Genomic DNA, 19,306 nt, shown 5'->3' on the forward strand with positions numbered 1-19,306 from the left:
TCATATCAAGCCTACTCGATAAGCGATAGGTTTAACGTTAGCAAGTTTTATTTGTTCGACCTGCAAACCACATTCCCGCCAGCATGCTTATCATAAACACCCACACGGTTGGGTTACCGCCACTGAGACTCGTCACCGCTGGCCCTGGACAAAAGCCTGCAAGCCCCCAACCAAGTCCAAACGCTGCTGAACCGAGAATCAACTTTCTGTCGATTAGCGGGTTGTTACGGCTATCTAGCGGCTCACCATTAAACGCTTTATCACGCTTTTTAATAACTAGGTGGTAAAACGGAGCGAACACCAGTAACGCGCCACCCATCACGAATGCCAAGCTGATATCCCAATTGCCGGTAACATCTAAGAAACCAAGTACTTTGTTCGGGTCAACCATGCCAGAGATGATCATGCCAGAGCCAAAAAGAATACCTGCGACCAAACCGATAACGATAGTAAATGAAGCGTTTTTCATTATGCCCCCAAGCCAATCAGATTCTTGATAAACACGGTTACGATTGCCACACCCATAAATACACAGGTCGCGACAATAGAACGTTTAGATAAACGAGCCATTCCGACAATGCCATGGCCGCTAGTACAACCGTTCGCTGTTTTAGTACCTAAGCCCACCAGAAGGCCAGCAATAATCACTAAAGCGAGATTCATCTCTTCTAACTGTGGAAGTTGGTAGCCCGTCGGAATCAATAGCCAACCGCTTACGACCATTCCCACAACAAAAGCGATGCGCCAGTGTTTTTCGGTGTTTGATGTATCCGCATCTTTACGTTCTTTGTTACTGGTGCCAGTTGGCAATAATCGGCTGACAATGCCACTAATGCCCGCAACTCGGCCAATCCCCAACATTAAAACAATGGCCGACACGCCTAACAACATGCCACCGAAAAAAGCATCCCAAGGAATCAAATTAAGCACAGACCTCTCCTATCCACAAACATCATAAACTCATAACAACCCATAAATTAGAGTTTACTAATAAATATAAATTAGTCAATGCTAATGTAAATTCCCTCGCTTATGCTTATGTTTGTTTGATTTACTATCCAACCAGTACAAAACCACAAAAAAAGCCCTTAGGCGTTAACCTAAGGGCTTATGATTTCATTTGAGCTGTATAACAGTTACTTAGCCTTGTTCTTTTCAGCTATCCACTGAGACATATACTTGGTACTTGCCATGCTGTGGTGCTTTAGCATCGAACCAAAGAAGTTATCCAGTCGATGAGATTCAAGTTCAGAATCTAGCGTAGTCAATCGCTCGATCAATTTGTCACCCAGTTGATTCTGCTCGTAGTGTGCTTCAAGAATTGAGTAACATTGGCTTTGAGCCTTGAGCCACCTCTCTTCATCTTTATAGAGAGTGACAGCATGTTCAACAAACTCGTCGATATCATCAGCAACTGCACCTGGCCATTGCAGTTCGCCTTGCGGTAGCATGCCTTCACTGCCGATCTCGCTGGTTACATTCGGAGTTTGTAGCTTCATCGCATCTAGCAGCTTGCCTTTAATGCCAGCACCAAAACGTAATGGAGCAACACAAACACGCGCATCTTCCATCACTTCTTGAGCGTCTTTCGCCCAACCTTTGATATGGAAACCGGTTTTAGGGTTATGCAAAGCCGTTGCTTTCGGAGGCGGATAAGATCCGTAAATATGAAGTTCAGTGTCAGGTAACTGCTTACGAATCTTCGGCCAAATCTTCTGTAACTGAAGCACAGCATCCCAGTTAGGCGCATGTCTAAAGTTACCTATCGTCATGAAATGCTTACGCTCTTCATAGCTTTTCGTACTTTCAGGCAGCGTAGTGAGATCAACCATGAAAGGTAGATGATGTAATAACTTTGGATCGATATTGAACTCAGATTGCAGCAATTCCATCTCGTAGCTTGAGATGATCAACGAAAGATCACAGCGTAGAATCGCGGCAATTTCACGTTTCGCCAAATCACTGTACAGGTGCTCTTTCGTTAACTCTGTCTCTTTCTTAACAGCTTCATGTCGAGCATTACGCAGAAACTGTAAGTCTTCCGTATCCAGTAACTTAAAGGCATTCGGACATACCTTCTCAACACGCCAACCGAACTGCTCTTCCATCATGAAACGGTCAAACATAACAACGTCCGGTTGCAACTCTTCGATGTACTGGTCAAAGCTATCGCAATTTAGCTGAATAGATTGGCTTGTGATGCCCTCTTCAGAGAGATCAATCATGTGCTCGGTTTCTTGAGCTGGCGTTGCGAACTCAACAGACCAACCTTGTCTCTTAAATAGACGTAAAAGAGACATCATATGGCTGCCAGCCGCCGATGAATTCGGTTCTGGCCATACGTAGCCAATTGCTAAAACTTTCTTCAAAACACTTCCTAAGAAATAACAAAAGGGACTGTAGAAGTCCCTAATAAAACGTAAATCGATTTATACCGCTGATTATAATTAGTTTTAAAACTCAGCGATCAGATTCGCTCACCTACATTGCGAGCTATCATAAGCACTTCATCCGCAGAGTACAGGTTCGAAATCGTCGTTTCGACTTCTGCGCCCAACGTTGATTGATAAAGCTTTTGTGCAAAGTTGTCTGCTCTGGTGGTCACTAATACATGTTTTAGTGTCGAGCCTTGCTCTGCTAGCTTCTGCTTCACTTGCGGCAAGGAGTCTAGAACCAGCTTTTTACCCAATCCTTGCCCCTGCGCGCTCGGTAACACAGCAAGTTGCTCTAGTTCCAAAACAGCTTCAGGTCTAAACCCACTCTTTTGCACCCAAATAATGTAGCCGACAATCTTGCCTTCGTTCTCGGCAACGAAGTTAAGAAAGCGTGGCGCAGCATTTAAGTTACATTGTAACCAATATTTTGAGCTTTGCTGTCGGACAAAAGTAGCTTGGTGAACTAAAGCCGCCCCATCGAGGTCGGCTTCTGTCATAAAACGAACTTGCACCATGCTGCTACTCGTTCTCAGAATTAGGACGCGTTTTACAGTGTAAAATGGCTCTTTCTAAAAGCTCTAAAGCCGACTTATCCGCTTCTGGCAGCTTAGCGTCCGATTGGCCTAACGGTTCAACTCTGCTACCCCATTTAATATGACCAGCACCCCAAGTTAAACCGGCACCGAATGCCGCTACAAGGATGTTTGAGTTAGGTTTAACAAAGCCTTGCTCTAATGATTCACACAATGCAATCGGCACAGTCGCAGCCGACGTGTTGCCGTAGTTTTGAATGTTCACGAACGCTTTCTCACGTTCAATGCCCGCCATATCACACAGAGTTTGAATGATTCGGATATTTGCTTGGTGTGGAATCACAACATCGATGTTGTCTGTTGAGATACCAGTGCGGCTCAATACTGTGTGTGCTGCTGCACCCATGCCTTTAACCGCACGTTTGAAGATCTCTTTACCTACGAAATCAAAGTCCCAGTAACCGTTATCAGCAGCGAAGCGATCCATAGAAGTACCGAACTTTGGTACTGCTAAAATATCGCGGCCTTCCGCGTCACAACCGATTTGAGCTTCTTGCAGGCCAACTTGCTCTTCAGTGCGAGATAGAACCACAGCGCCAGCGCCATCACCGAATAGAACCGCAGTATCACGCTTGGTCCAGTCAATGAAGAATGAAAGACGTTCTGCGCCCACAACGATCGCATTGCGGTAGTTGCCCGCTTGAATTAATCGAGTCGCAGTTTCAACACCGTAAATAAAGCCAGTACATGCCGCATTAAGGTCAAAAGCCGCTGCGCTCTTGATGCCTAGGTTCTGTTGAACTTTAGACGCAGTATTTGGAATAAGAGAGTCAGGGCTGCACGTTGCGATGATCACGAGGTCGATATCTTCGGCAGTAAGGCCAGCACACGCCATTGCGTGTTGAGCAGCAACAGTCGCTAGTTCAGAGGTATTTACATGACTGATACGACGGTTTTCGATACCAGTTCGAGTACGAATCCACTCGTCAGACGTATCAATGAAAGTGCTTAAATCATCATTGGACAGCACGGCTGGTGGCAGACACTTTCCCCAGCCAGTAATCTCGGCGTAAAATTTTGTCATCATTTACCTGTTTATTGTTTGTTTTTATTTAAGTATCGTATTCTTGTTTTAAACAGTATAAGCGTTCCGTGCGTGATTCGTAAATCGCGTTAGACACGGAGTTGCAATAAAAAGAGAAAGTTATGTCTACATTCAACACACGTTGCCCTTCTTGCGGTGGCGTAAACCGAGTTCCTTCAGAACGAATTTCAGAAAGCCCAACTTGTGGTAAATGCAAAAACGCATTACTAGATGGCGCGCCAATCGAAGGCACATCATTGAATTTCCAATCTATTTTGAACAGTTCACAGCCTGTGGTTGTCGATTTCTGGGCAACATGGTGTAACCCATGCGTGGGCTTCGCCCCTGTGTTCAGCGACGTCGCAAAAGAGCGCTCTGGAGATGTTCGATTCGTTAAGATTGATACCGAAGCTCAGCAGCAGCTTGCGGCAATGTACCAAATCAGAAGTATTCCTACTGTGATGGTATTTAAGGACGGTAAACGTGTCGACACGATCAACGGTGCGTTACCAAAAGGTCAATTTGATCAATGGCTTAATCAAGCTTTAACTAAGTAAGTTTGTTTCGATTCTTTCAGTAATCAACAAACAAAATAGGTTAAGGCCCCTTAATGGATAAGGCTCCTTAACCTATTGTAAATCCACCTGTTATTTCTAATCTGTGTTTCTAACCCGTCATTTCCTGTTCTGTGCTTTCATTCGCGCCTTGCTTAATTAGACTGCCTTTCTTATCCAAGTTATATTGGCTTTTAATCTGATCAGCGACTTTCTCAGCAATCATTATGGTTGGCGCATTGGTATTGGCCCCGACTAATGTTGGCATAACCGACGCATCAATGACTCTTAAGTTGTTCAACCCATGGACTTTAAGATCTCTATCCACCACAGCTAATGAATCACCACTAGGTCCCATTTTACAGGTTCCAACAGGATGATATTGGGTATCAGCGCGGTTACGGATGTCTTGCTCGATAGCCTTGTCATCATTGGCATCGACAGGATAAAAAGTATTGCCACGGATATCATCGAACGCTTCGCTTTCTAGCATTTGATACTGCTTCTTCCAGCCTTTAATCATGACGTCCATGTCTTCGGGGTGACTGAAAAAAGCAGGGTCGATCTTAGGCGGATCATACGGATCGCTACTATTGAGCGTTACCGTGCCTACGCTTTTCGGGCGTAGCAAGGTGACATGGGACGTAAACCCATGACTGGTATGTATTTTTCGGGCATGGTCATCAACCACAGCAACCACAAATACAAACTCTAGATCCGGCACGGCAATATGGTCTTCTGAACAAAGAAAACCTATCCCTTCTGCAAAATTACTGCTCATCTTGCCGCGGCGTTCTTTGTGCCATAGCGGTAAAGCTTTGGTCATTTCAGAGGCCATATGCAGCGAAATACCAAATGTTTCACGCTTTTCACTACATTTGTACGAATGGACTAAGTCGATATGGTCTTGAAGGTTCTTGCCCACTCCAGGCAATTCATGAACCTGTTCGATGCCATGCGTCTCTAGCTCAGCTTTAGCGCCGACACCCGAGAGCAACAGCAATTGGGGGGAACCAAAGGCGCCAGCGGATAGAATGACTTCTTTGTTGCATTGGATCTGATAACGCTTGCCGTTAGAACCATACTCGACACCAACCGCCTTCTTGCCTTCAAACAAGACCTTATGTGTGGTTGCTTTAGTTACCACAGTGAGGTTGGGACGCGATAGATTCGGTGTTAAATACGCCTTGGCAGCACTACATCTTTCACCATTCAGCTGAGTCACCTGCGTCGGCATTGCACCAAACTGAGCGGCACCGTTGATGTCCTCATTGCGAGGAACACCTATCGATTCACACGCGGTTAAATAGCGTTCCAACATTGGGCTTGGCGACCTAAGGTTTGCCACATTCAATGGACCACCTTGACCGTGATATTCATCTTGGTGGACTTCGTTATTTTCTGCTTTCTTAAAGTAAGGCAGACACGATTCATAGTTCCAGCCAACATTACCTAAGCTTTCCCAAGTGTCGTAGTCATAGCGATGTCCACGGGCGTACATCATGGCGTTGATAGAGCTAGAACCACCGAGTGTCTTACCTCTCGGTTGATAGCCCTTACGACCATTTAAACCCGGCTGTTTAACGGTCTCGAAAGCCCAGTTGTTGAGCTTGGTTGGCATCATCGCCACAACACCCACTGGAGTATGGATAAATGGGCTCGTGTCTTTGCCACCAGCTTCCAACAAACAAACGGTCGTGTTGGGATCTTCAGACAGTCTAGAAGCCATCACACAACCTGCGGAGCCTCCGCCTACGATAATAAAGTCATAGTTATCCATTGATTGCCTCCGCAACTTCTAGAGGATGCAACTCTCGCTTCAATATTTTACCTGTTGCCGTCATGGGTAACGCATTACGAATGAACACTTTACGAGGATATTTGTAATCCGCGAGTTGCTCACGACACCAAGCCATCAAGGCTTTGCTATCACATTGTGTATGCTCGTGAAGCACCACGTGGGCATGAATCTCTTCACCGAGCTGATCATGGTGCTCACCGACCACCGCTACCATTTCCACATCAGGGTGACACATCAATACTTCTTCGATTTCTCTCGGATAAACGTTGTAACCGCCTCGGATGATCATGTCTTTCACACGATCAACAATGAACAAGTTACCGTGCTCATCAACGCGCCCGATATCACCCGTTAAAAACCAACCATCTCGGATCGCTTCTGCCGTCGCTTCCGGTCGTTGATAGTAGCCTTTCATAACACTTGGGCTCTTAATGCACACTTCGCCCAATTTTCCCATTGCGACGGAGTTGCCTTGTACATCAGTAATCTTGATAAGGTGACCACACAGCGGCTGACCAACACTGCCCGACAGACGATCACCATCAATGTGATTGAAAGTCGCGACTGGCGCCGTTTCAGATAGCCCGTATCCTTCCAATACCGGTAATTCAAAGCGAGACTCAAACTGACGAATAACCTCAAGTGGCATGGAAGCACCACCAGACACGCCAAGCCTTAAGCTATGTTTAACCTGTTCAGACCGTTTGCTTGTTTTTTCTGAACTATCAGGAGACTCTTCTCCCGCCTTTAGCAACGCGATATACATAGTAGGAACGCCAGCAAAGACACTCACTTTGTGATTAATGATCTGATCGATCACCAGAGATGGCTCAAAGCGCGGAATCAGGACCATGGTTGAACCCGTCAACACGCTCGCGTTCATCATGACGGTTTGGCCAAAACTGTGGAACAGAGGAAGCGTAGCCATGGTCGTGTCGCTGTATTCCAATCTCATAAGATACTGTGACGACATCGCATTGGTTTGCATGTTGGTGTGTGAAAGCTCAGCGCCCTTTGGCTGGCCTGTGGTACCCGAGGTATACAGGATGACTGCGGTATCATCGCCATGACAAGCTACAGACTCATACGCATCCAAAGGCTGTGCCAGCCAATCTGCAATCGTTTCTTGATGATCATGGTTTTCTGACAGAGTGGATGTTGCGCCGCTTGGTATTGGCATATCCACGAAATGTTCGCAGTTATCTGCCTGCGCAAAACCTTTTAATCCATAGCGCCCAATGGGTAACTCTTCACTGCCCTCAAAACAAAGGTAGGCTTTCGCATCAGAGTCATTGAGGTGATAAGCGATCTCTCTGGCCTTAAACAACACGTTTAAAGGCACTACGACACAGCCCGCTTTTAGAATGCCGTAATAAGCAATGGGGAAATAAGTCACATTAGGACACGACAGCGCAACCTTATCGCCCTTTTTTAACCCAAGTCGTTCTAAATTGGCAGCTACCTTCCCAGCAAGTTGTTCCAACTGAGCGAAGCTGACTTCATCCGTGCCCATACGCAGAGCGGCTTTAGTTGGAAACAGCGAAGCGCTGCGTTCCAAGTTAACAGCAAGATTGTGCATCCATGATCTCCTTATTTGGCTAGACCTAGCGGTCACATTCGCCTTAGACGTTTTAATCGTTGTAATAAGTGTTGTCTTTGTTGCTATCAGAGCCTGCACATTGGCGTGTAATGTAGGTAAGAGTATTTATTGCGCAATATAGTAGGAATTGAGCAACATGTTGAGACGCTCCAATGTGCAACCCATCAAATTACAACATTTTGATAACATTTCTAACAGGTTTCAAAAAGACAAAAACCGGTGATATTCGGACATAGCTCAATCAGACCTTGTAAAACCTTGCATACATAAAGCAAAAGTTTGAACAAGCTTGGGAAAGTGAGAACAAGCAACAGGCGTAAATGTTAAAAGTTCGGTTAAGATGACGATATTCAACAAGAGGCATCCTATGGAATACACCGCAGTCTACGAACCCGATATGCAAGCATTCGGTATTCTTGATCTTCAATTACTGCATCGCTATATGTCACCCGCGCTTAATATCGAAGCGTTGTTGGAAGGCAGTAACATTGATGACCTTCAGCTCAACACGCCAGACACGCACATTACTTTGGCGCAAAAGTTGGCGGTGTTTAGCAATGCACTAGCGAATACTGACGAAGGCGGTTTAGGGTTAAGAGTCGGCCAACAAGCACGGTTTAGCGACTTTGGTGTTCTAGGTTATGCAGTATTCAGTAGCGAAACGCTATTAGATGCTTTGCTGATTGGGTTTAAATATCTGAAACTTGCTGGTCCAGTACTCAGAAAAACCATGTCGGTCGAAGATAACGTTGGATACTTCAGAGCAGAACAGCTGATCGACTTAGACTCCGTGCTGCCATTTTGTTGCGAATATTGGTTCTCAGCGATTCAAAGCCTGTGTGAAGAAGTGCTGCAACAGCGCTTTCCATCACAAGTGATCCGTTTCCCTTATCCGAAGCCAGAATACGGTGATCTTTATACAGAAGTTTTTCGTTGCCCTGTTGAATTCAATAGTGACCGCCTCGAATGGCAATTTGATGCAACCAGCTTGTACTCGCCTCTTCCCACTGCAAATACCATCACATTGCAGATGTGTCTTAAATCATGTGACGACATGTTGGCAAAAGTCAGTTCATCCACCAGCCTTAAAGAAAAGGTCTCGCAAATGTTGCTTGAGAGGCCAGGAAGTTATCCATCGATAGAATCAATCTCGTCAGAACTGGGGATGTCTTCCCGCACACTGCGCCGTCATCTTAAAGCAGCCGATACCAGCTACCAGAAGATACTCGACCATGTTCGCTTTCATCTTTCGCGACACTATCTATCGTCCACCAAAATGAGCATTGAGGAAATCTCTGAGCGTGTCGGATTTTCAGATAGCGCGAACTTTCGTCATGCCTTTCGCAAATGGAGTGGAAGCTCGCCACGCCAATACCGTAAAGAAGCGGTCTAATAAAAAATAACGCATTCAATTAGATTCTAGTGACAATAATTAATATGTTATCGCCTTATCCATTAAACGACCGATGAACAAAGGCTTAACGGCTTTTTGACCACATAAAATCTCGTCCAATCACTAGGGCGCGTTGACCTTTCGTGGTTAAATTTTGTTCGGGTGGGAACGCCTAGTCAAAAGCGTTTTAATCGCGGCGAGGGGGAAGTAGCCTAGTCATTCTAAGCAAATCCCCCTCAACAAAGAGTAAAACGCTTTTTGCGGGGGCGCCCAGCTCGAACCCTTCGGGCAGCGGTATTTTAGTTTCGTTAGTCGATAAATTTCTTTTATCTTAACGACCATTTTTATTCGTTTTACCCAATTCAGTTTCTCCCCCATAGTCGCGGAAAATTCATCGTTTCTCACACTTTCGGAGGCTCCTGCATTGGACAACATCCAACCAACAACTCGCATAACCGTTCCAGTTATTGCACTGTCTTTCTACGCGATCGCTTCAGGCTACTTAATGAGCTCTTTGCCATTAATGCTGTCTGAATATGGCCTAGACAGTAATCTATCGAGTTGGTTGGCGAGTGCCTTTTACGCAGGTCTTCTAGCGGGTACGTTATTGATTGAGCGCGCCATTGCTCGTATTGGTCATCAAGACGCATTCGTAGTGGCACTGAGCGTGTTCATTGCAACGATCCTCGTATTGCCATTGATCTCACATCAAGCGGTATGGCTATTGGCTCGTTTTGTTGCTGGTGTTGCGGTAGCGGGCATCTTCGTAATCGTTGAATCATGGCTTATGAGCGGTGACGAATCACAACGTGCTAAACGCCTAGCGATTTACATGTGTTCTCTGTACGGCGGTTCTGCAGTTGGTCAGCTAGGTATTGGTTACCTAGGTATCACTGGCGGCGTACCTTTTATCGCGATGTTCACTCTGCTATTTGGTGCGATCATTGTGCTGATGTACGGACAAGCAACACCACCACAGATTCACGATGCTCAGTCTCTGTCTCTAAAACAGGTCAGCAAATTGAGCCACAGCGCTTTAATTGGATGTATCGTGTCTGGGCTTACACTGGGTGCTATTTACGGTTTAATGCCAGTAGAGCTTGCTCAACGTAACATTGCGCATGAAGACATTGGTGGTTTGATGGCTTTAGTGATCATGGGGGGTATGGCTGTACAACCGATGGTGACTTGGTTATCCCACCATGTAGGTCAAGTGTTGTTAATGGCTCTGTTTTGCCTACTAGGAGTTGCAAGCATTGGCGTACTAACGATCAATCATGACTTCTACGTACTAGGCATGAGCCTGTTCGTGCTAGGCATGGCGACGTTCGCACTTTACCCAATTGCAATTAACTTGGGCTGCCGTAATTTAGATCCAAGCTACTTGGTGTCAGTGACTCAAATCATGCTGCTTTGCTACAGCATCGGTTCAGTTGCGGGTCCAATTGTGGCAGACAGTTTCATGGATTCTCAAGCAGGATTATTCACTTACCTGTTCGCGTCTCTGCTAGCGACAACGATCTACATGCTGATCGCAAGCCTTAAACGCTCTCCACTGCAAATCGCTGGCGAGTAATCGATTCTAATCACTTAAGATTAAACGATACACTGAGGGGCTCTTCATCAAAGACGATAAGTCTGAAGGAAGCGCCCTTTTTTATTCACGAGTTTTAAAGTTAGCGTATCAGGCGATGACTTTTACGATATTGGCTCGGTGATAGACCAAAATGCTTCTTAAATCGATGTGAGAAGTTATATGGGTCTTTATAACCCAGACGATTGGCTATCATTGACACCGACCAATCTTGCTGCTTCAACAAACTGGTCGCTTTGTCCATTCTCAGCTGAATCAATTTGCTGCGCGGAGAAACATTAAACAGCGACTTCGTGACTCGATTTAACTGTTCTTCACTGATAAACACACGCTCGGCCATGCCTGCTACTGTCCACGCTAAATGCAGACTGCTCTCGATTTCGTTGTATAACGCCTGAACACGTGCCGTGGTGCTGGTCGATTTAGGTTCAAACCCTGTTAACGTGCGGATGATTTCGCTCATCAGCAGCTTTCTGTAACTTGCCCTGCCACCAATTTCAAAGTGAACCAAGTTCATTAGTGACCAGATTTGTTCGCACTCGCCGAAAGGGACAATGCTCTGACCCAAGCTCGCGATATGTTGCCACTGAGGGGTATCAGGCGTTAGCATCCACGCCATTTTCCAATAGTTGTATTGAGGATCGAGTTCAAAGCGAAATGGGGTTCCAGCAGGAAGAACCACCAGCGTGTATGGCGTAATCGCTTGTACTGAGGTTGCAGTGGTAAGGAGCCCACCCCCTTCTTGTGTAAAAATCAAAGTATGAACATTGACAGATTCACGTTCAACCCAATACGCGTCATGCAGCTTTGCCATACCACCCATGTAGACACCACAGCTTTTCATTTCCGGGATATCTTCAACGGTTAAAAAACGTTCTTTACATTGTTCCGCGAGAAAAACATCATCTTGCCACGTTGATTTAGGCTTCATGATATCAATGACGGATTCGCACAGGTTTTGTTGTTTTTTAAACATGTTGTTACTTCGCTCAAATCACTATAGTTCTGCCATAAATCGGAGAGCTTATGACAACTAACATCAACCCTAACTCATCTATGAACAACAAGCCAGAGAGCATCTTACCTCGTATCGTTAAACTTGGTTTGCCTGTTGCTTTGCAAAGCGCGCTGGTTGCTATTCTTGCCCTTGCTGACGTATTAATGGTCAGTGATTTTGGCATGGAAGCAGCTGCCGCTGTGGGAATTGCATCAAAATGGCACTTCGTTGCTATTATGATTATGGCAGGGTTGGCCTCAGCAAACGGAACATTAGTCGCTCAATATTGGGGAAAGAACGACCGTAAAAGTGCGCGCACAGTGTCATCTATCGCGATGGTATTTGGCTTAAAAGTTCTGCTGCCTGTGACTGCAATCATCACTCTTGGTTCCCAATTTTTGATGATGTTGCAAACCAGCGATCAAACCGTGATTGAACTTGGCGCAACTTACCTTTGGTATGGATTCCCAGTTCTGCTGCTGACTCACATTGTGGTCGTGGTAGAAGCAAGTATGCGCTCATCAGGTGACACTGTAACACCACTATTGCTTGGTGCGGTCACGATTGCTCTCAACATCGCACTTAACTTCGTGCTCATCAAAGGTGCCTTCGGTATTCCAGCGATGGGCGTTGCAGGTGCGGCATTGGCAACAACCCTAGCGCGCTTGATTCAAGTGGGCTTGATGTATGGCTACATGCGTATGCGTAACCACTGGTTGTTAACCACGCCTAGCTCACCACATCGTCCGTCATTGTGGTTGTCTTACCGTCGTATTGCGCTGCCATTAACCATGAATGCGGTGTTATGGGCAATGGGTACCATGGCTTACCAAATGATCTTTGGTCATATGGGTACAACGGAGCTCGCGGTATTCTCAATGCTCGCGCCTTTTGAGTCGCTGTGTTACTCGATATTCTTTGGTATTTCTGTAGCGTGTTCAGTGCTACTTGGCCATTCACTCGGTCGTGATGAGTTTGATGACGCTATGAGCATGGGGCTGACGTTCATTAAAGCCGTGGTTGGTTTTGGTGCGGTTGTCGGTTTGATGCTGTTTATGGGTAAAGAGCATGTTCTATCATGGCTAAACCTGACCACAGACGCTTTATACCCGCTTGCTTCGCCAGCGATGATGATCATGTGCTTTGCAGTTGTAATTCGCATGCTCAACATGGTGATCATTAACGGTATTATTCGTGCTGGTGGTGATAATGCGTTCTGCCTTCGTATGGATTTCATCGCGATGTGGATGGTGGGCATTCCAGTATGTGTTTATGGCGCGTTTGTCGCTGGATGGGACTTCAAATACATCTATGGTCTGATGTTAGTAGAAGAAGTGGTGAAATTGGCTATCTGTTCACACCGTTACTTGAGCCGCCGCTGGATCAACAACCTAACGGTGACCTACGAAGAACCACAAGCGGCTTAACCTCATGAAGCTAGATGCCTTCTGAACAAGAAGATAAAAAACAAAAAGGTCTGAGAAATCAGACCTTTTCGTTTCTTCAGCAACCACTTGGAAACGCCAGTTACTCCTTATTCATTCGAATATGGCGGTTCGACACATTCGGCAATGGCTTTTCCGGTACTTTGCGTTTTTCATGAATCAGATGTCGAATCGCTAAAATAGGATGCTTAAGTAGCATTCTTGGCCCAGCATAGCGCATCACTAAACGCATTTGCTCTTTCGGATCCGGTTTATAGCAATGAATCGGACACTTATTACAAGTCGGTTTTGCGTCGCCATAAGGACATCTATCCAGTCGTGTTTCGGCATAACGCAACAGTTGCTCACACTCCTCACATAACGCGTTATTCTGACGAACTTCACCGTGGTGATCTTTGCAGTAGATATGCACCATCGCAATAACGGTTTTGTACTCCGTTGCGAGCTCGCCTTGTAGAATATTGTTATGTTGGAACATGTTTTAATTACCTAATGAGAAACCGTACAGGTTGAGATTAACGCTTCCGCTTATTACATCTTCAACTCGCTCGAACACAAAGCCTAACTTAGTCAGTAGTGCGATACTTCGAATGTTATCAGAGGTTGTGATGGCAACTAAATGATCGATATCAGCATTCTGCTTAGCTTGTTCAATTATCGCCTCCGCAGCTTCTTGGGCAAAACCTTGACCATAAAACTCAGGAACAAAACCGTAGCCAATATCATGCGACTCTAAGGTGTCTCTTTTTATCAATCCGCAGATACCAATTGGCGTTGAAGTCTCCTTGATTTCAACCATCAACAAGCAGACACCCTTCTCTTGATGCATCTTAAGGATGTTGTTTTCGATGTACTCCACAGCCTTTTCTGTGTCGTTGATTTCCTTATCACCAATGTAACGCAGGAAATCTTCTGAGCTGTACAATCGTTGAATAAACGCCGCATCTTGAGGTGTGATCATTCTTAATCTTAAACGTTCGGTCTCGACTGCCTGCATAGTGATATTTTCCTTGCTGAATACCATGTAAATATTGAGTTCTAGAGCTAAAATGATTATCCTCCACCGCCTAAACTAAATACAAGGCTATGCAGCAATGAACCGTAAGAAAAAAATTAATCAAATTCTAAAAAAGAAGCAGAAACAGGCGAATTCTAAACTGCATAGTAGCAACAAGCCTCGCTACATTTCTAAAGCTGACCGCGCAAAAATGGAAGCTGAAGAACAAGCGAAAGCAGCTCAAGAGCAAGCTGAAGGTTCAGTCGAAGCAACTGTTGAAGCTGAAGAGACACAAGCTACAGAGTAAGTTTAAACTCGCAGTCCTCTTGTCCAACTCTCCGAACTGAGTCAACGGACAAGAACAAAAAAAGCAGCCTCTATTTTAGGCTGCTTTTTTGATCCTACCATTTTAATCGCGCTGATTAGCCTTTGAATGGCTGTACTTCCCAACGGGCAAACGGTGCTTTTGTGTTGATTCCTGCTCTACCCCAACGATCAACAGAATCCACCACTAAAATACGCTCATTCGGTACCAACGATTTAATCAAGTTACTTGGCTTTTTCGCTGTGACTAACCATAGAGCATCGTCTTCTGAAAACATCTCTTTAAGCTTGGCTTTGTCTTCGTCTGTCCACTCAAGCTCGGCTTTGAACATACGCTCTTCAACAAACAATTGGCTGCCAGAGGCGAAATCTTCCAAGCTTTCTGAAAGCAACAATACTGAATCTACGTCATTATTTAGCAATACCGCTTGCTGCTTGTTGATCAGTTCACGAACATCCAACATCACACGTTGTAAGTTGCTATCAATCGTTTCAGCTTGTGTCGGCCACAGCAACTTAAAGTCGTCAGCCACAATCGCCGCCATACGCGTTAAGTTAGTCGGGTTTAACCACGCGTATTTAGACACATCACCATTCGACAATGTAAGCGCCGCAACGCCTTGTGCACGCGGTGTAATTGCTTGAGCCGCATCTACTTCCACCAAACGGATATTCCCTTGTCTTGCGTATACAAACGTAGGGTCAGCTTGCCAGATCGATGATAGCGTTACCGCAACGGTTGCCTTTTCGCCGGATTGAAGCACTTTACTCGCACCCTTGGTACCAAACCAATTCGGCAGACGGTCAATACCGTAGCGCTTGGGTGGCAGGTATTCGGTCGTAATGTCTGTGCCTTTGGTTAGCTCTGTCGCCAATGCATAAGTCACAGGTGTACTGGTTAGGATATCTTCTGCATTCACATTCAGTGACATCACAGAACCCGCCATTAACACACTACCAAGTACACTCACTTGAGCCGTTGCTTTTACTGAGCTAGCGATACGATTCATTAAACAAGTCATGATTACGCCTTTCTTACAATTCGGTATAGCGTTGCTGCTAGGAAAAACGTTGCAGAAACGATGATGATTGACGCGCCCGATGGCACGGGCAGTTTTAGTTCCATAGGCAACACAGTTCCAACCAAACATGCGATTGTTGCAAGTAATGCCGAAAGCAGTACAAAGCTTCCCATACGTTTAGTCAGCAATCGAGCGGTCGCACCTGGAATCAGCAATAACGCACCTACTAAAACCGCGCCCACGATCTTTACGGCTGCAATTGTCACTAAGGTGATCATCATGACAAACAAGTAATCGTAAAAGCTGGTGTTGTAACCACGAACCTTTGCTATATCAGGGCTGATACAAGTCAAGAGAATGCGGTTGAACGTCGGTATCAAGAGCAAGATGATGATCGCGCAGCTACCCGCAAGAATCGCTAAGTCTTGGTCTGTTACGGTAAGAATCGAGCCAAACAGTACGTTTTCAAGCATGTGGATGTTGATCTTACGAGCAACGTACATCAGCAATGCCGCGCCGACCGCTAGTGCTAGCGCTAGAAACACACCAACTAAAGTATCGTATGGTACGTTAGTTCTGTTTCTTACAAAGTGAAGAAGCAGAGCGAAGATCATACAGAAGCTAAACAGACCAATGATTGGGTTTTCTGGCGGCTCACCAAGCAAAACACCAATAGCAATACCAGTTAATGCTGCGTGACCGACGGCTTCTGAGAAAAAAGCCAGACGCTTGGCAATCACCAAAGTACCAAGGCCACCTAACAGAGGGCCAAGCAATAACGCTGCAACAAGAGCATTGACCATGAAGGCATACATGAAACTGTCTGATAACCAGCCCGCTTCCACACCACTAATGGCAAGTTGTCGTAACCAATCCATTACGTCACCTCCTGAGATTTAGTGATGGCAGAGCCACTGCTGTAGTGCTGGAATAGGCTCTCGATTTTACTCGGGTGTAATACTTCTTCATGTGGACCACTATCAACCAAGAATCGATTCACAACATGTACGTTCGCTTCAAGTCGACGCACTGCCGTGACATCGTGGTGTACCGCAAGGATCGTACGACCTTCATTAACACACTCGCGAATCAGCGATTCAAGGTAACGAACACCCTGCTCGTCCATACCTGTGGTTGGTTCATCTAAAACGAGTAGGCTTGGGTTATCCAGCAATGCTTGCGCAAACAACACACGTTGCTGCTCACCACCCGATAACTGCCCCATGCGGCGGTCGCTACGAGTCGCCATACCAACGCGATCTAACTGTGCGAGTGCAAGATCCAGTTGCTTAGATTTACGACGCCAAAATAGAGGGATTCGCGTTTGATTAAGCAGTACGAAGTCCATGACCGTCAAAGGCAAGCTAGACTCGAAGGTCGCTTTTTGCGGAACGTAACCAATACTCGGCTTTTCTGGCCAGTGGATGTTGATCTGACCAGAGAAAGGTGTAAGGCCAAGTACAGAGCGCAATAATGAAGTTTTACCGCCTCCATTTGGTCCCATGATCACATGACACTCACCCGCTTTAAGTTCGAGCGAGATATCATCAAGAATTACGTTGTTATCGTATTGCAGACCGAGTTTATTAATTGAGATTGATGGACCTAACATTATGCGTTCCCGCTTTTAGCTTGGTTCGCCGCCGCAAATTTCATGGCTTCAATTAATGTTTCAAGGTTCTTCTTCATCTCAACTTCTACTTTATCGTCTTCGTATTCGCCGTGCGTCATGTGAGAAAAACGGTAAAGCTGAACGCCTGTTTCCGCTTCAATCGTGTCAACAAAACGGTTTGGCATGTTTAGCTCGTAGAAAAGAACATCAATGCCTGATGCGCGGATCTTCTCGATCGTCTCTTGCAACTGGCTAGCACTTGGCTCGACACCGTGTGCAGGTTCGATTACTGCTGCGACATCCACACCAAACTCTTGAAGGATGTAGCCATAAGCATTATGTGTGGTCGCGACCTTCATACCTGATGTATCGAGTTCGCCCAGTGACAACATCGCATCACGCTTCATAAAGCGGAACTGCTTAGCGTATTTACGCGCATTCTTGCGATAAAAAGCAGCGTTGTCTGGGTCGAGCTTAGACACTTCACTCGCGATGGTGTAAACCTTTTGAATCGTTGTCGAAAGCCCAACAAAGGTATGCGGATTAACGGCACCTTGACCAACAGACTGACCAAGAGCAGGAAGTAGAGGCACTTCTTTGTTTGCTTCGATCACCACTAAGTCATCACGTTGCGCTGCTGAAATCACTTTAAGCGCGAAGTCATCGTGACCAATACCGTTTACTACGATTGCATCCATCTGGCTCAATCGTTTTAAATCATTGGGTTGTGGTAAATAGTTATGTGGGTTGAAACCTGCGTCAACCAAAGGAAGAATGTTCACTTTGTCGCCTACTACTGCTTTTACGTAGCTGTAGTAAGGCTGAAGCGTGATACCAATCGTCAGCTTATCGCTGTCGATCTTATATTCTTTTGCCAATGCATTGGGTGCCATGAACACCGCTAATAACGACATGAACAGAGTCATAATTCGCATAGTAATTCTCTTATTATTAGTGAGCATCGCTTTCATGATGCTGTTCAATTTCTGATTCGTTCACAACCATTTTCCAACCAGTAGACTCAAGCGTGTGTTGGTCAAAAGTAGCGGGCTGTTTCGCTACACCACCCAAGAAGATCCAGATTTCAGGAGAAACGCTGTTCGCGTTTAAAATAAAAGAATCCGCAGAACCATGATCGGTTGGTTTAGCTTGTACACTTGGTGTCGCAGATTCACTTGGAGTAGAGAAGTAATAACCTCGCTCGTCCAGTACCCAAGCATGAGAGCCTTTGCGCTTCCAACTCTGATCTTCTACAAACGGGGCAACCCATTCATCTTTAAGTGATGCAACACTCGGCCATTCACCATCTGAGTCCATGCGCAGATCACGAATTTCTTCATGAGCCAAACGCAGCTCTGATAGCATCGCCAAGTTTTCTTGTTCAACATCAGTCACAAGAATTTGATGATCAAATACTGCTTTAACGTGAGATTCTGCCTGATGAAATGGGATCGTGACGGTTGCAAAGCAAAGGATGAACACAATGATCAGTCCTACCCATTTGCCCTCTCTACCGCCCGTATCAGCACGTACGCTTTGAATCATCATTTTTCGCTGATCTCAACAACATCAACTTCAACGGGAAACTCATGGCCTGAATCGAACACAAGGTAGAACTCAGTGTCAGGGTGTGGGAATTCAACGATAGAACGTTTGTCTGTCATCTCTTTTGCAATCAAGTTGTCTTCGTAATCGTACATCTCAACCGCGTAATCAATCGCTTTACTGCCATCCGAATAACCCGCTTCACAAGCAACAGTTTTTCCTTCAAACCAGCAGCTCATCAGTGGAAAATGTGCTTGCGCAGGTAATGCAGCGAAACCAAGTCCCAGTACTAAGCAAGGAGTCATTAAAGCGTTAAGTTTTGTTTTTATTGTCATGGTTCGTACCCTAGCCACAGTGCAAATTCTCAGAA

The 19,306-nt window shown here is 45.6% G+C and carries 22 protein-coding genes; 5 read left to right on the forward strand and 17 right to left on the reverse strand.

All coding sequences use genetic code 11. The features are described from left to right. Positions 1-37: 37 nt before the first annotated feature. The 5 genes from L1D22_RS10130 to L1D22_RS10150 all read right to left on the reverse strand — a co-directional run bounded on the left by L1D22_RS10130 (position 38) and on the right by L1D22_RS10150 (position 4,052). Positions 38-469, reverse strand: a complete 432-nt coding sequence (locus L1D22_RS10130; RefSeq protein ID WP_239829667.1) for a YeeE/YedE family protein — start codon at positions 467-469, stop codon at positions 38-40. Next, positions 469-930 carry a YeeE/YedE family protein gene (locus L1D22_RS10135; RefSeq protein WP_239829668.1) on the reverse strand — a complete coding sequence of 154 codons (462 nt, stop codon included), beginning with the start codon at positions 928-930 and terminating at the stop codon, positions 469-471. The genes L1D22_RS10130 and L1D22_RS10135 overlap by 1 nt, the downstream gene beginning before the upstream one ends. Positions 931-1,136: 206 nt before the next feature. Then, on the reverse strand, positions 1,137-2,369 hold the full coding sequence (locus L1D22_RS10140) for a glycosyltransferase (protein ID WP_239829669.1): 1,233 nt from the start codon (positions 2,367-2,369) through the stop codon (positions 1,137-1,139). Positions 2,370-2,467: 98 nt separating this feature from the next. Beyond that, complete coding sequence (locus L1D22_RS10145; protein WP_239829716.1) at positions 2,468-2,932, reverse strand: GNAT family N-acetyltransferase; 465 nt, start codon at positions 2,930-2,932, stop codon at positions 2,468-2,470. Between the two features lie 22 nt (positions 2,933-2,954). Further along, a complete protein-coding gene (locus L1D22_RS10150; protein WP_017097618.1) occupies positions 2,955-4,052 on the reverse strand; it encodes a ketoacyl-ACP synthase III in 1,098 nt (365 codons plus the stop codon). Positions 4,053-4,174: 122 nt separating this feature from the next. Here L1D22_RS10150 and trxC point away from each other — a divergent pair, with 122 nt between their 5' ends. Beyond that, positions 4,175-4,609 carry a thioredoxin TrxC gene (gene trxC / locus L1D22_RS10155; protein WP_008224637.1) on the forward strand — a complete coding sequence of 145 codons (435 nt, stop codon included), beginning with the start codon at positions 4,175-4,177 and terminating at the stop codon, positions 4,607-4,609. 109 nt (positions 4,610-4,718) lie between these two features. On the opposite strand, the gene L1D22_RS10160 is transcribed toward trxC, so the two are convergent. Together L1D22_RS10160 and L1D22_RS10165 are read right to left on the reverse strand one after the other, a co-directional pair. Further along, the gene (locus tag L1D22_RS10160; RefSeq protein WP_239829670.1) at positions 4,719-6,386 is read right to left on the reverse strand and encodes a GMC family oxidoreductase N-terminal domain-containing protein; all 1,668 of its coding nucleotides are present in this window, start codon (positions 6,384-6,386) and stop codon (positions 4,719-4,721) included. After that, positions 6,379-7,986, reverse strand: coding sequence for a long-chain fatty acid--CoA ligase (locus tag L1D22_RS10165; protein ID WP_239829671.1), 1,608 nt, complete (start codon positions 7,984-7,986; stop codon positions 6,379-6,381). Before L1D22_RS10165 ends, L1D22_RS10160 begins: the two co-directional genes overlap by 8 nt. A 388-nt stretch (positions 7,987-8,374) precedes the next feature. On the opposite strand from L1D22_RS10165, the gene L1D22_RS10170 reads away from it, so the two are divergent. After that, a complete protein-coding gene (locus L1D22_RS10170) occupies positions 8,375-9,400 on the forward strand; it encodes an AraC family transcriptional regulator (protein WP_239829672.1) in 1,026 nt (341 codons plus the stop codon). 216 nt (positions 9,401-9,616) lie between these two features. Here L1D22_RS10170 and L1D22_RS10175 read toward each other — a convergent pair whose 3' ends face one another. Next, entirely contained in the window at positions 9,617-9,835 is a 219-nt protein-coding gene (locus tag L1D22_RS10175; protein WP_239829717.1) for a hypothetical protein, read from the reverse strand. On the opposite strand from L1D22_RS10175, the gene L1D22_RS10180 reads away from it, so the two are divergent. Beyond that, positions 9,825-10,976: an MFS transporter gene (locus tag L1D22_RS10180; RefSeq protein WP_239829673.1), complete on the forward strand. Its 1,152-nt coding sequence runs from the start codon at positions 9,825-9,827 to the stop codon at positions 10,974-10,976. The two genes, L1D22_RS10175 and L1D22_RS10180, sit on opposite strands and share 11 nt — an antisense overlap. 100 nt (positions 10,977-11,076) lie before the next feature. Here L1D22_RS10180 and L1D22_RS10185 read toward each other — a convergent pair whose 3' ends face one another. After that, positions 11,077-11,970 carry an AraC family transcriptional regulator gene (locus L1D22_RS10185; RefSeq protein ID WP_239829674.1) on the reverse strand — a complete coding sequence of 298 codons (894 nt, stop codon included), beginning with the start codon at positions 11,968-11,970 and terminating at the stop codon, positions 11,077-11,079. Positions 11,971-12,020: 50 nt separating this feature from the next. Here L1D22_RS10185 and L1D22_RS10190 point away from each other — a divergent pair, with 50 nt between their 5' ends. Then, positions 12,021-13,418 carry an MATE family efflux transporter gene (locus L1D22_RS10190; protein ID WP_239829675.1) on the forward strand — a complete coding sequence of 466 codons (1,398 nt, stop codon included), beginning with the start codon at positions 12,021-12,023 and terminating at the stop codon, positions 13,416-13,418. A gap of 100 nt (positions 13,419-13,518) precedes the next feature. On the opposite strand, the gene L1D22_RS10195 is transcribed toward L1D22_RS10190, so the two are convergent. Beyond that, positions 13,519-13,914 (reverse strand): nitrous oxide-stimulated promoter family protein, encoded by a 396-nt coding sequence (locus tag L1D22_RS10195; protein ID WP_239829676.1) that lies wholly within the window; start codon positions 13,912-13,914, stop codon positions 13,519-13,521. A gap of 3 nt (positions 13,915-13,917) precedes the next feature. Further along, positions 13,918-14,433, reverse strand: coding sequence for a GNAT family N-acetyltransferase (locus L1D22_RS10200; protein ID WP_239829677.1), 516 nt, complete (start codon positions 14,431-14,433; stop codon positions 13,918-13,920). Between the two features lie 97 nt (positions 14,434-14,530). On the opposite strand from L1D22_RS10200, the gene L1D22_RS10205 reads away from it, so the two are divergent. Then, positions 14,531-14,740 (forward strand): DUF2986 domain-containing protein, encoded by a 210-nt coding sequence (locus L1D22_RS10205; protein WP_239829678.1) that lies wholly within the window; start codon positions 14,531-14,533, stop codon positions 14,738-14,740. 115 nt (positions 14,741-14,855) lie between these two features. Here L1D22_RS10205 and L1D22_RS10210 read toward each other — a convergent pair whose 3' ends face one another. From L1D22_RS10210 to L1D22_RS10235, 6 genes are read right to left on the reverse strand one after another with little or no spacing between them, the layout of a single operon-like run. Next, positions 14,856-15,779, reverse strand: coding sequence for an ABC transporter substrate-binding protein (locus L1D22_RS10210; protein WP_239829679.1), 924 nt, complete (start codon positions 15,777-15,779; stop codon positions 14,856-14,858). A gap of 2 nt (positions 15,780-15,781) precedes the next feature. Next, positions 15,782-16,657: a metal ABC transporter permease gene (locus L1D22_RS10215; protein WP_065206162.1), complete on the reverse strand. Its 876-nt coding sequence runs from the start codon at positions 16,655-16,657 to the stop codon at positions 15,782-15,784. Beyond that, a complete protein-coding gene (locus L1D22_RS10220) occupies positions 16,657-17,391 on the reverse strand; it encodes a metal ABC transporter ATP-binding protein (RefSeq protein WP_239829680.1) in 735 nt (244 codons plus the stop codon). Before L1D22_RS10220 ends, L1D22_RS10215 begins: the two co-directional genes overlap by 1 nt. Then, positions 17,391-18,326: a zinc ABC transporter substrate-binding protein gene (locus L1D22_RS10225; protein WP_102361645.1), complete on the reverse strand. Its 936-nt coding sequence runs from the start codon at positions 18,324-18,326 to the stop codon at positions 17,391-17,393. Before L1D22_RS10225 ends, L1D22_RS10220 begins: the two co-directional genes overlap by 1 nt. Positions 18,327-18,342: 16 nt before the next feature. Further along, on the reverse strand, positions 18,343-18,939 hold the full coding sequence (locus L1D22_RS10230) for a hypothetical protein (RefSeq protein WP_239829681.1): 597 nt from the start codon (positions 18,937-18,939) through the stop codon (positions 18,343-18,345). Beyond that, positions 18,936-19,271, reverse strand: a complete 336-nt coding sequence (locus L1D22_RS10235; protein WP_048662828.1) for a hypothetical protein — start codon at positions 19,269-19,271, stop codon at positions 18,936-18,938. The genes L1D22_RS10230 and L1D22_RS10235 overlap by 4 nt, the downstream gene beginning before the upstream one ends. Positions 19,272-19,306 lie beyond the last annotated feature (35 nt).

Source organism: Vibrio sp. Isolate34 (genome assembly GCF_022397915.1).
Classification (GTDB): Bacteria; Pseudomonadota; Gammaproteobacteria; order Enterobacterales; family Vibrionaceae; genus Vibrio.

Bases quoted from the DNA above. Each gene is read 5' to 3' on its own strand.
- L1D22_RS10170 (WP_239829672.1), top strand. From the start codon at position 8,375: ATGGAATACACCGCAGTCTACGAACCCGATATGCAAGCATTCGGTATT.
- L1D22_RS10145 (WP_239829716.1), bottom strand. From the start codon at position 2,932: ATGACAGAAGCCGACCTCGATGGGGCGGCTTTAGTTCACCAAGCTACT.
- L1D22_RS10200 (WP_239829677.1), bottom strand. From the start codon at position 14,433: ATGCAGGCAGTCGAGACCGAACGTTTAAGATTAAGAATGATCACACCT.
- trxC (WP_008224637.1), top strand. From the start codon at position 4,175: ATGTCTACATTCAACACACGTTGCCCTTCTTGCGGTGGCGTAAACCGA.
- L1D22_RS10210 (WP_239829679.1), bottom strand. From the start codon at position 15,779: ATGACTTGTTTAATGAATCGTATCGCTAGCTCAGTAAAAGCAACGGCT.
- L1D22_RS10195 (WP_239829676.1), bottom strand. From the start codon at position 13,914: ATGTTCCAACATAACAATATTCTACAAGGCGAGCTCGCAACGGAGTAC.
- L1D22_RS10215 (WP_065206162.1), bottom strand. From the start codon at position 16,657: ATGGATTGGTTACGACAACTTGCCATTAGTGGTGTGGAAGCGGGCTGG.
- L1D22_RS10220 (WP_239829680.1), bottom strand. From the start codon at position 17,391: ATGTTAGGTCCATCAATCTCAATTAATAAACTCGGTCTGCAATACGAT.
- L1D22_RS10205 (WP_239829678.1), top strand. From the start codon at position 14,531: ATGAACCGTAAGAAAAAAATTAATCAAATTCTAAAAAAGAAGCAGAAA.
- L1D22_RS10160 (WP_239829670.1), bottom strand. From the start codon at position 6,386: ATGGATAACTATGACTTTATTATCGTAGGCGGAGGCTCCGCAGGTTGT.
- L1D22_RS10235 (WP_048662828.1), bottom strand. From the start codon at position 19,271: ATGACAATAAAAACAAAACTTAACGCTTTAATGACTCCTTGCTTAGTA.
- L1D22_RS10185 (WP_239829674.1), bottom strand. From the start codon at position 11,970: ATGTTTAAAAAACAACAAAACCTGTGCGAATCCGTCATTGATATCATG.
- L1D22_RS10130 (WP_239829667.1), bottom strand. From the start codon at position 469: ATGAAAAACGCTTCATTTACTATCGTTATCGGTTTGGTCGCAGGTATT.
- L1D22_RS10165 (WP_239829671.1), bottom strand. From the start codon at position 7,986: ATGCACAATCTTGCTGTTAACTTGGAACGCAGCGCTTCGCTGTTTCCA.
- L1D22_RS10190 (WP_239829675.1), top strand. From the start codon at position 12,021: ATGACAACTAACATCAACCCTAACTCATCTATGAACAACAAGCCAGAG.
- L1D22_RS10225 (WP_102361645.1), bottom strand. From the start codon at position 18,326: ATGCGAATTATGACTCTGTTCATGTCGTTATTAGCGGTGTTCATGGCA.
- L1D22_RS10175 (WP_239829717.1), bottom strand. From the start codon at position 9,835: ATGTTGTCCAATGCAGGAGCCTCCGAAAGTGTGAGAAACGATGAATTT.
- L1D22_RS10150 (WP_017097618.1), bottom strand. From the start codon at position 4,052: ATGACAAAATTTTACGCCGAGATTACTGGCTGGGGAAAGTGTCTGCCA.
- L1D22_RS10230 (WP_239829681.1), bottom strand. From the start codon at position 18,939: ATGATGATTCAAAGCGTACGTGCTGATACGGGCGGTAGAGAGGGCAAA.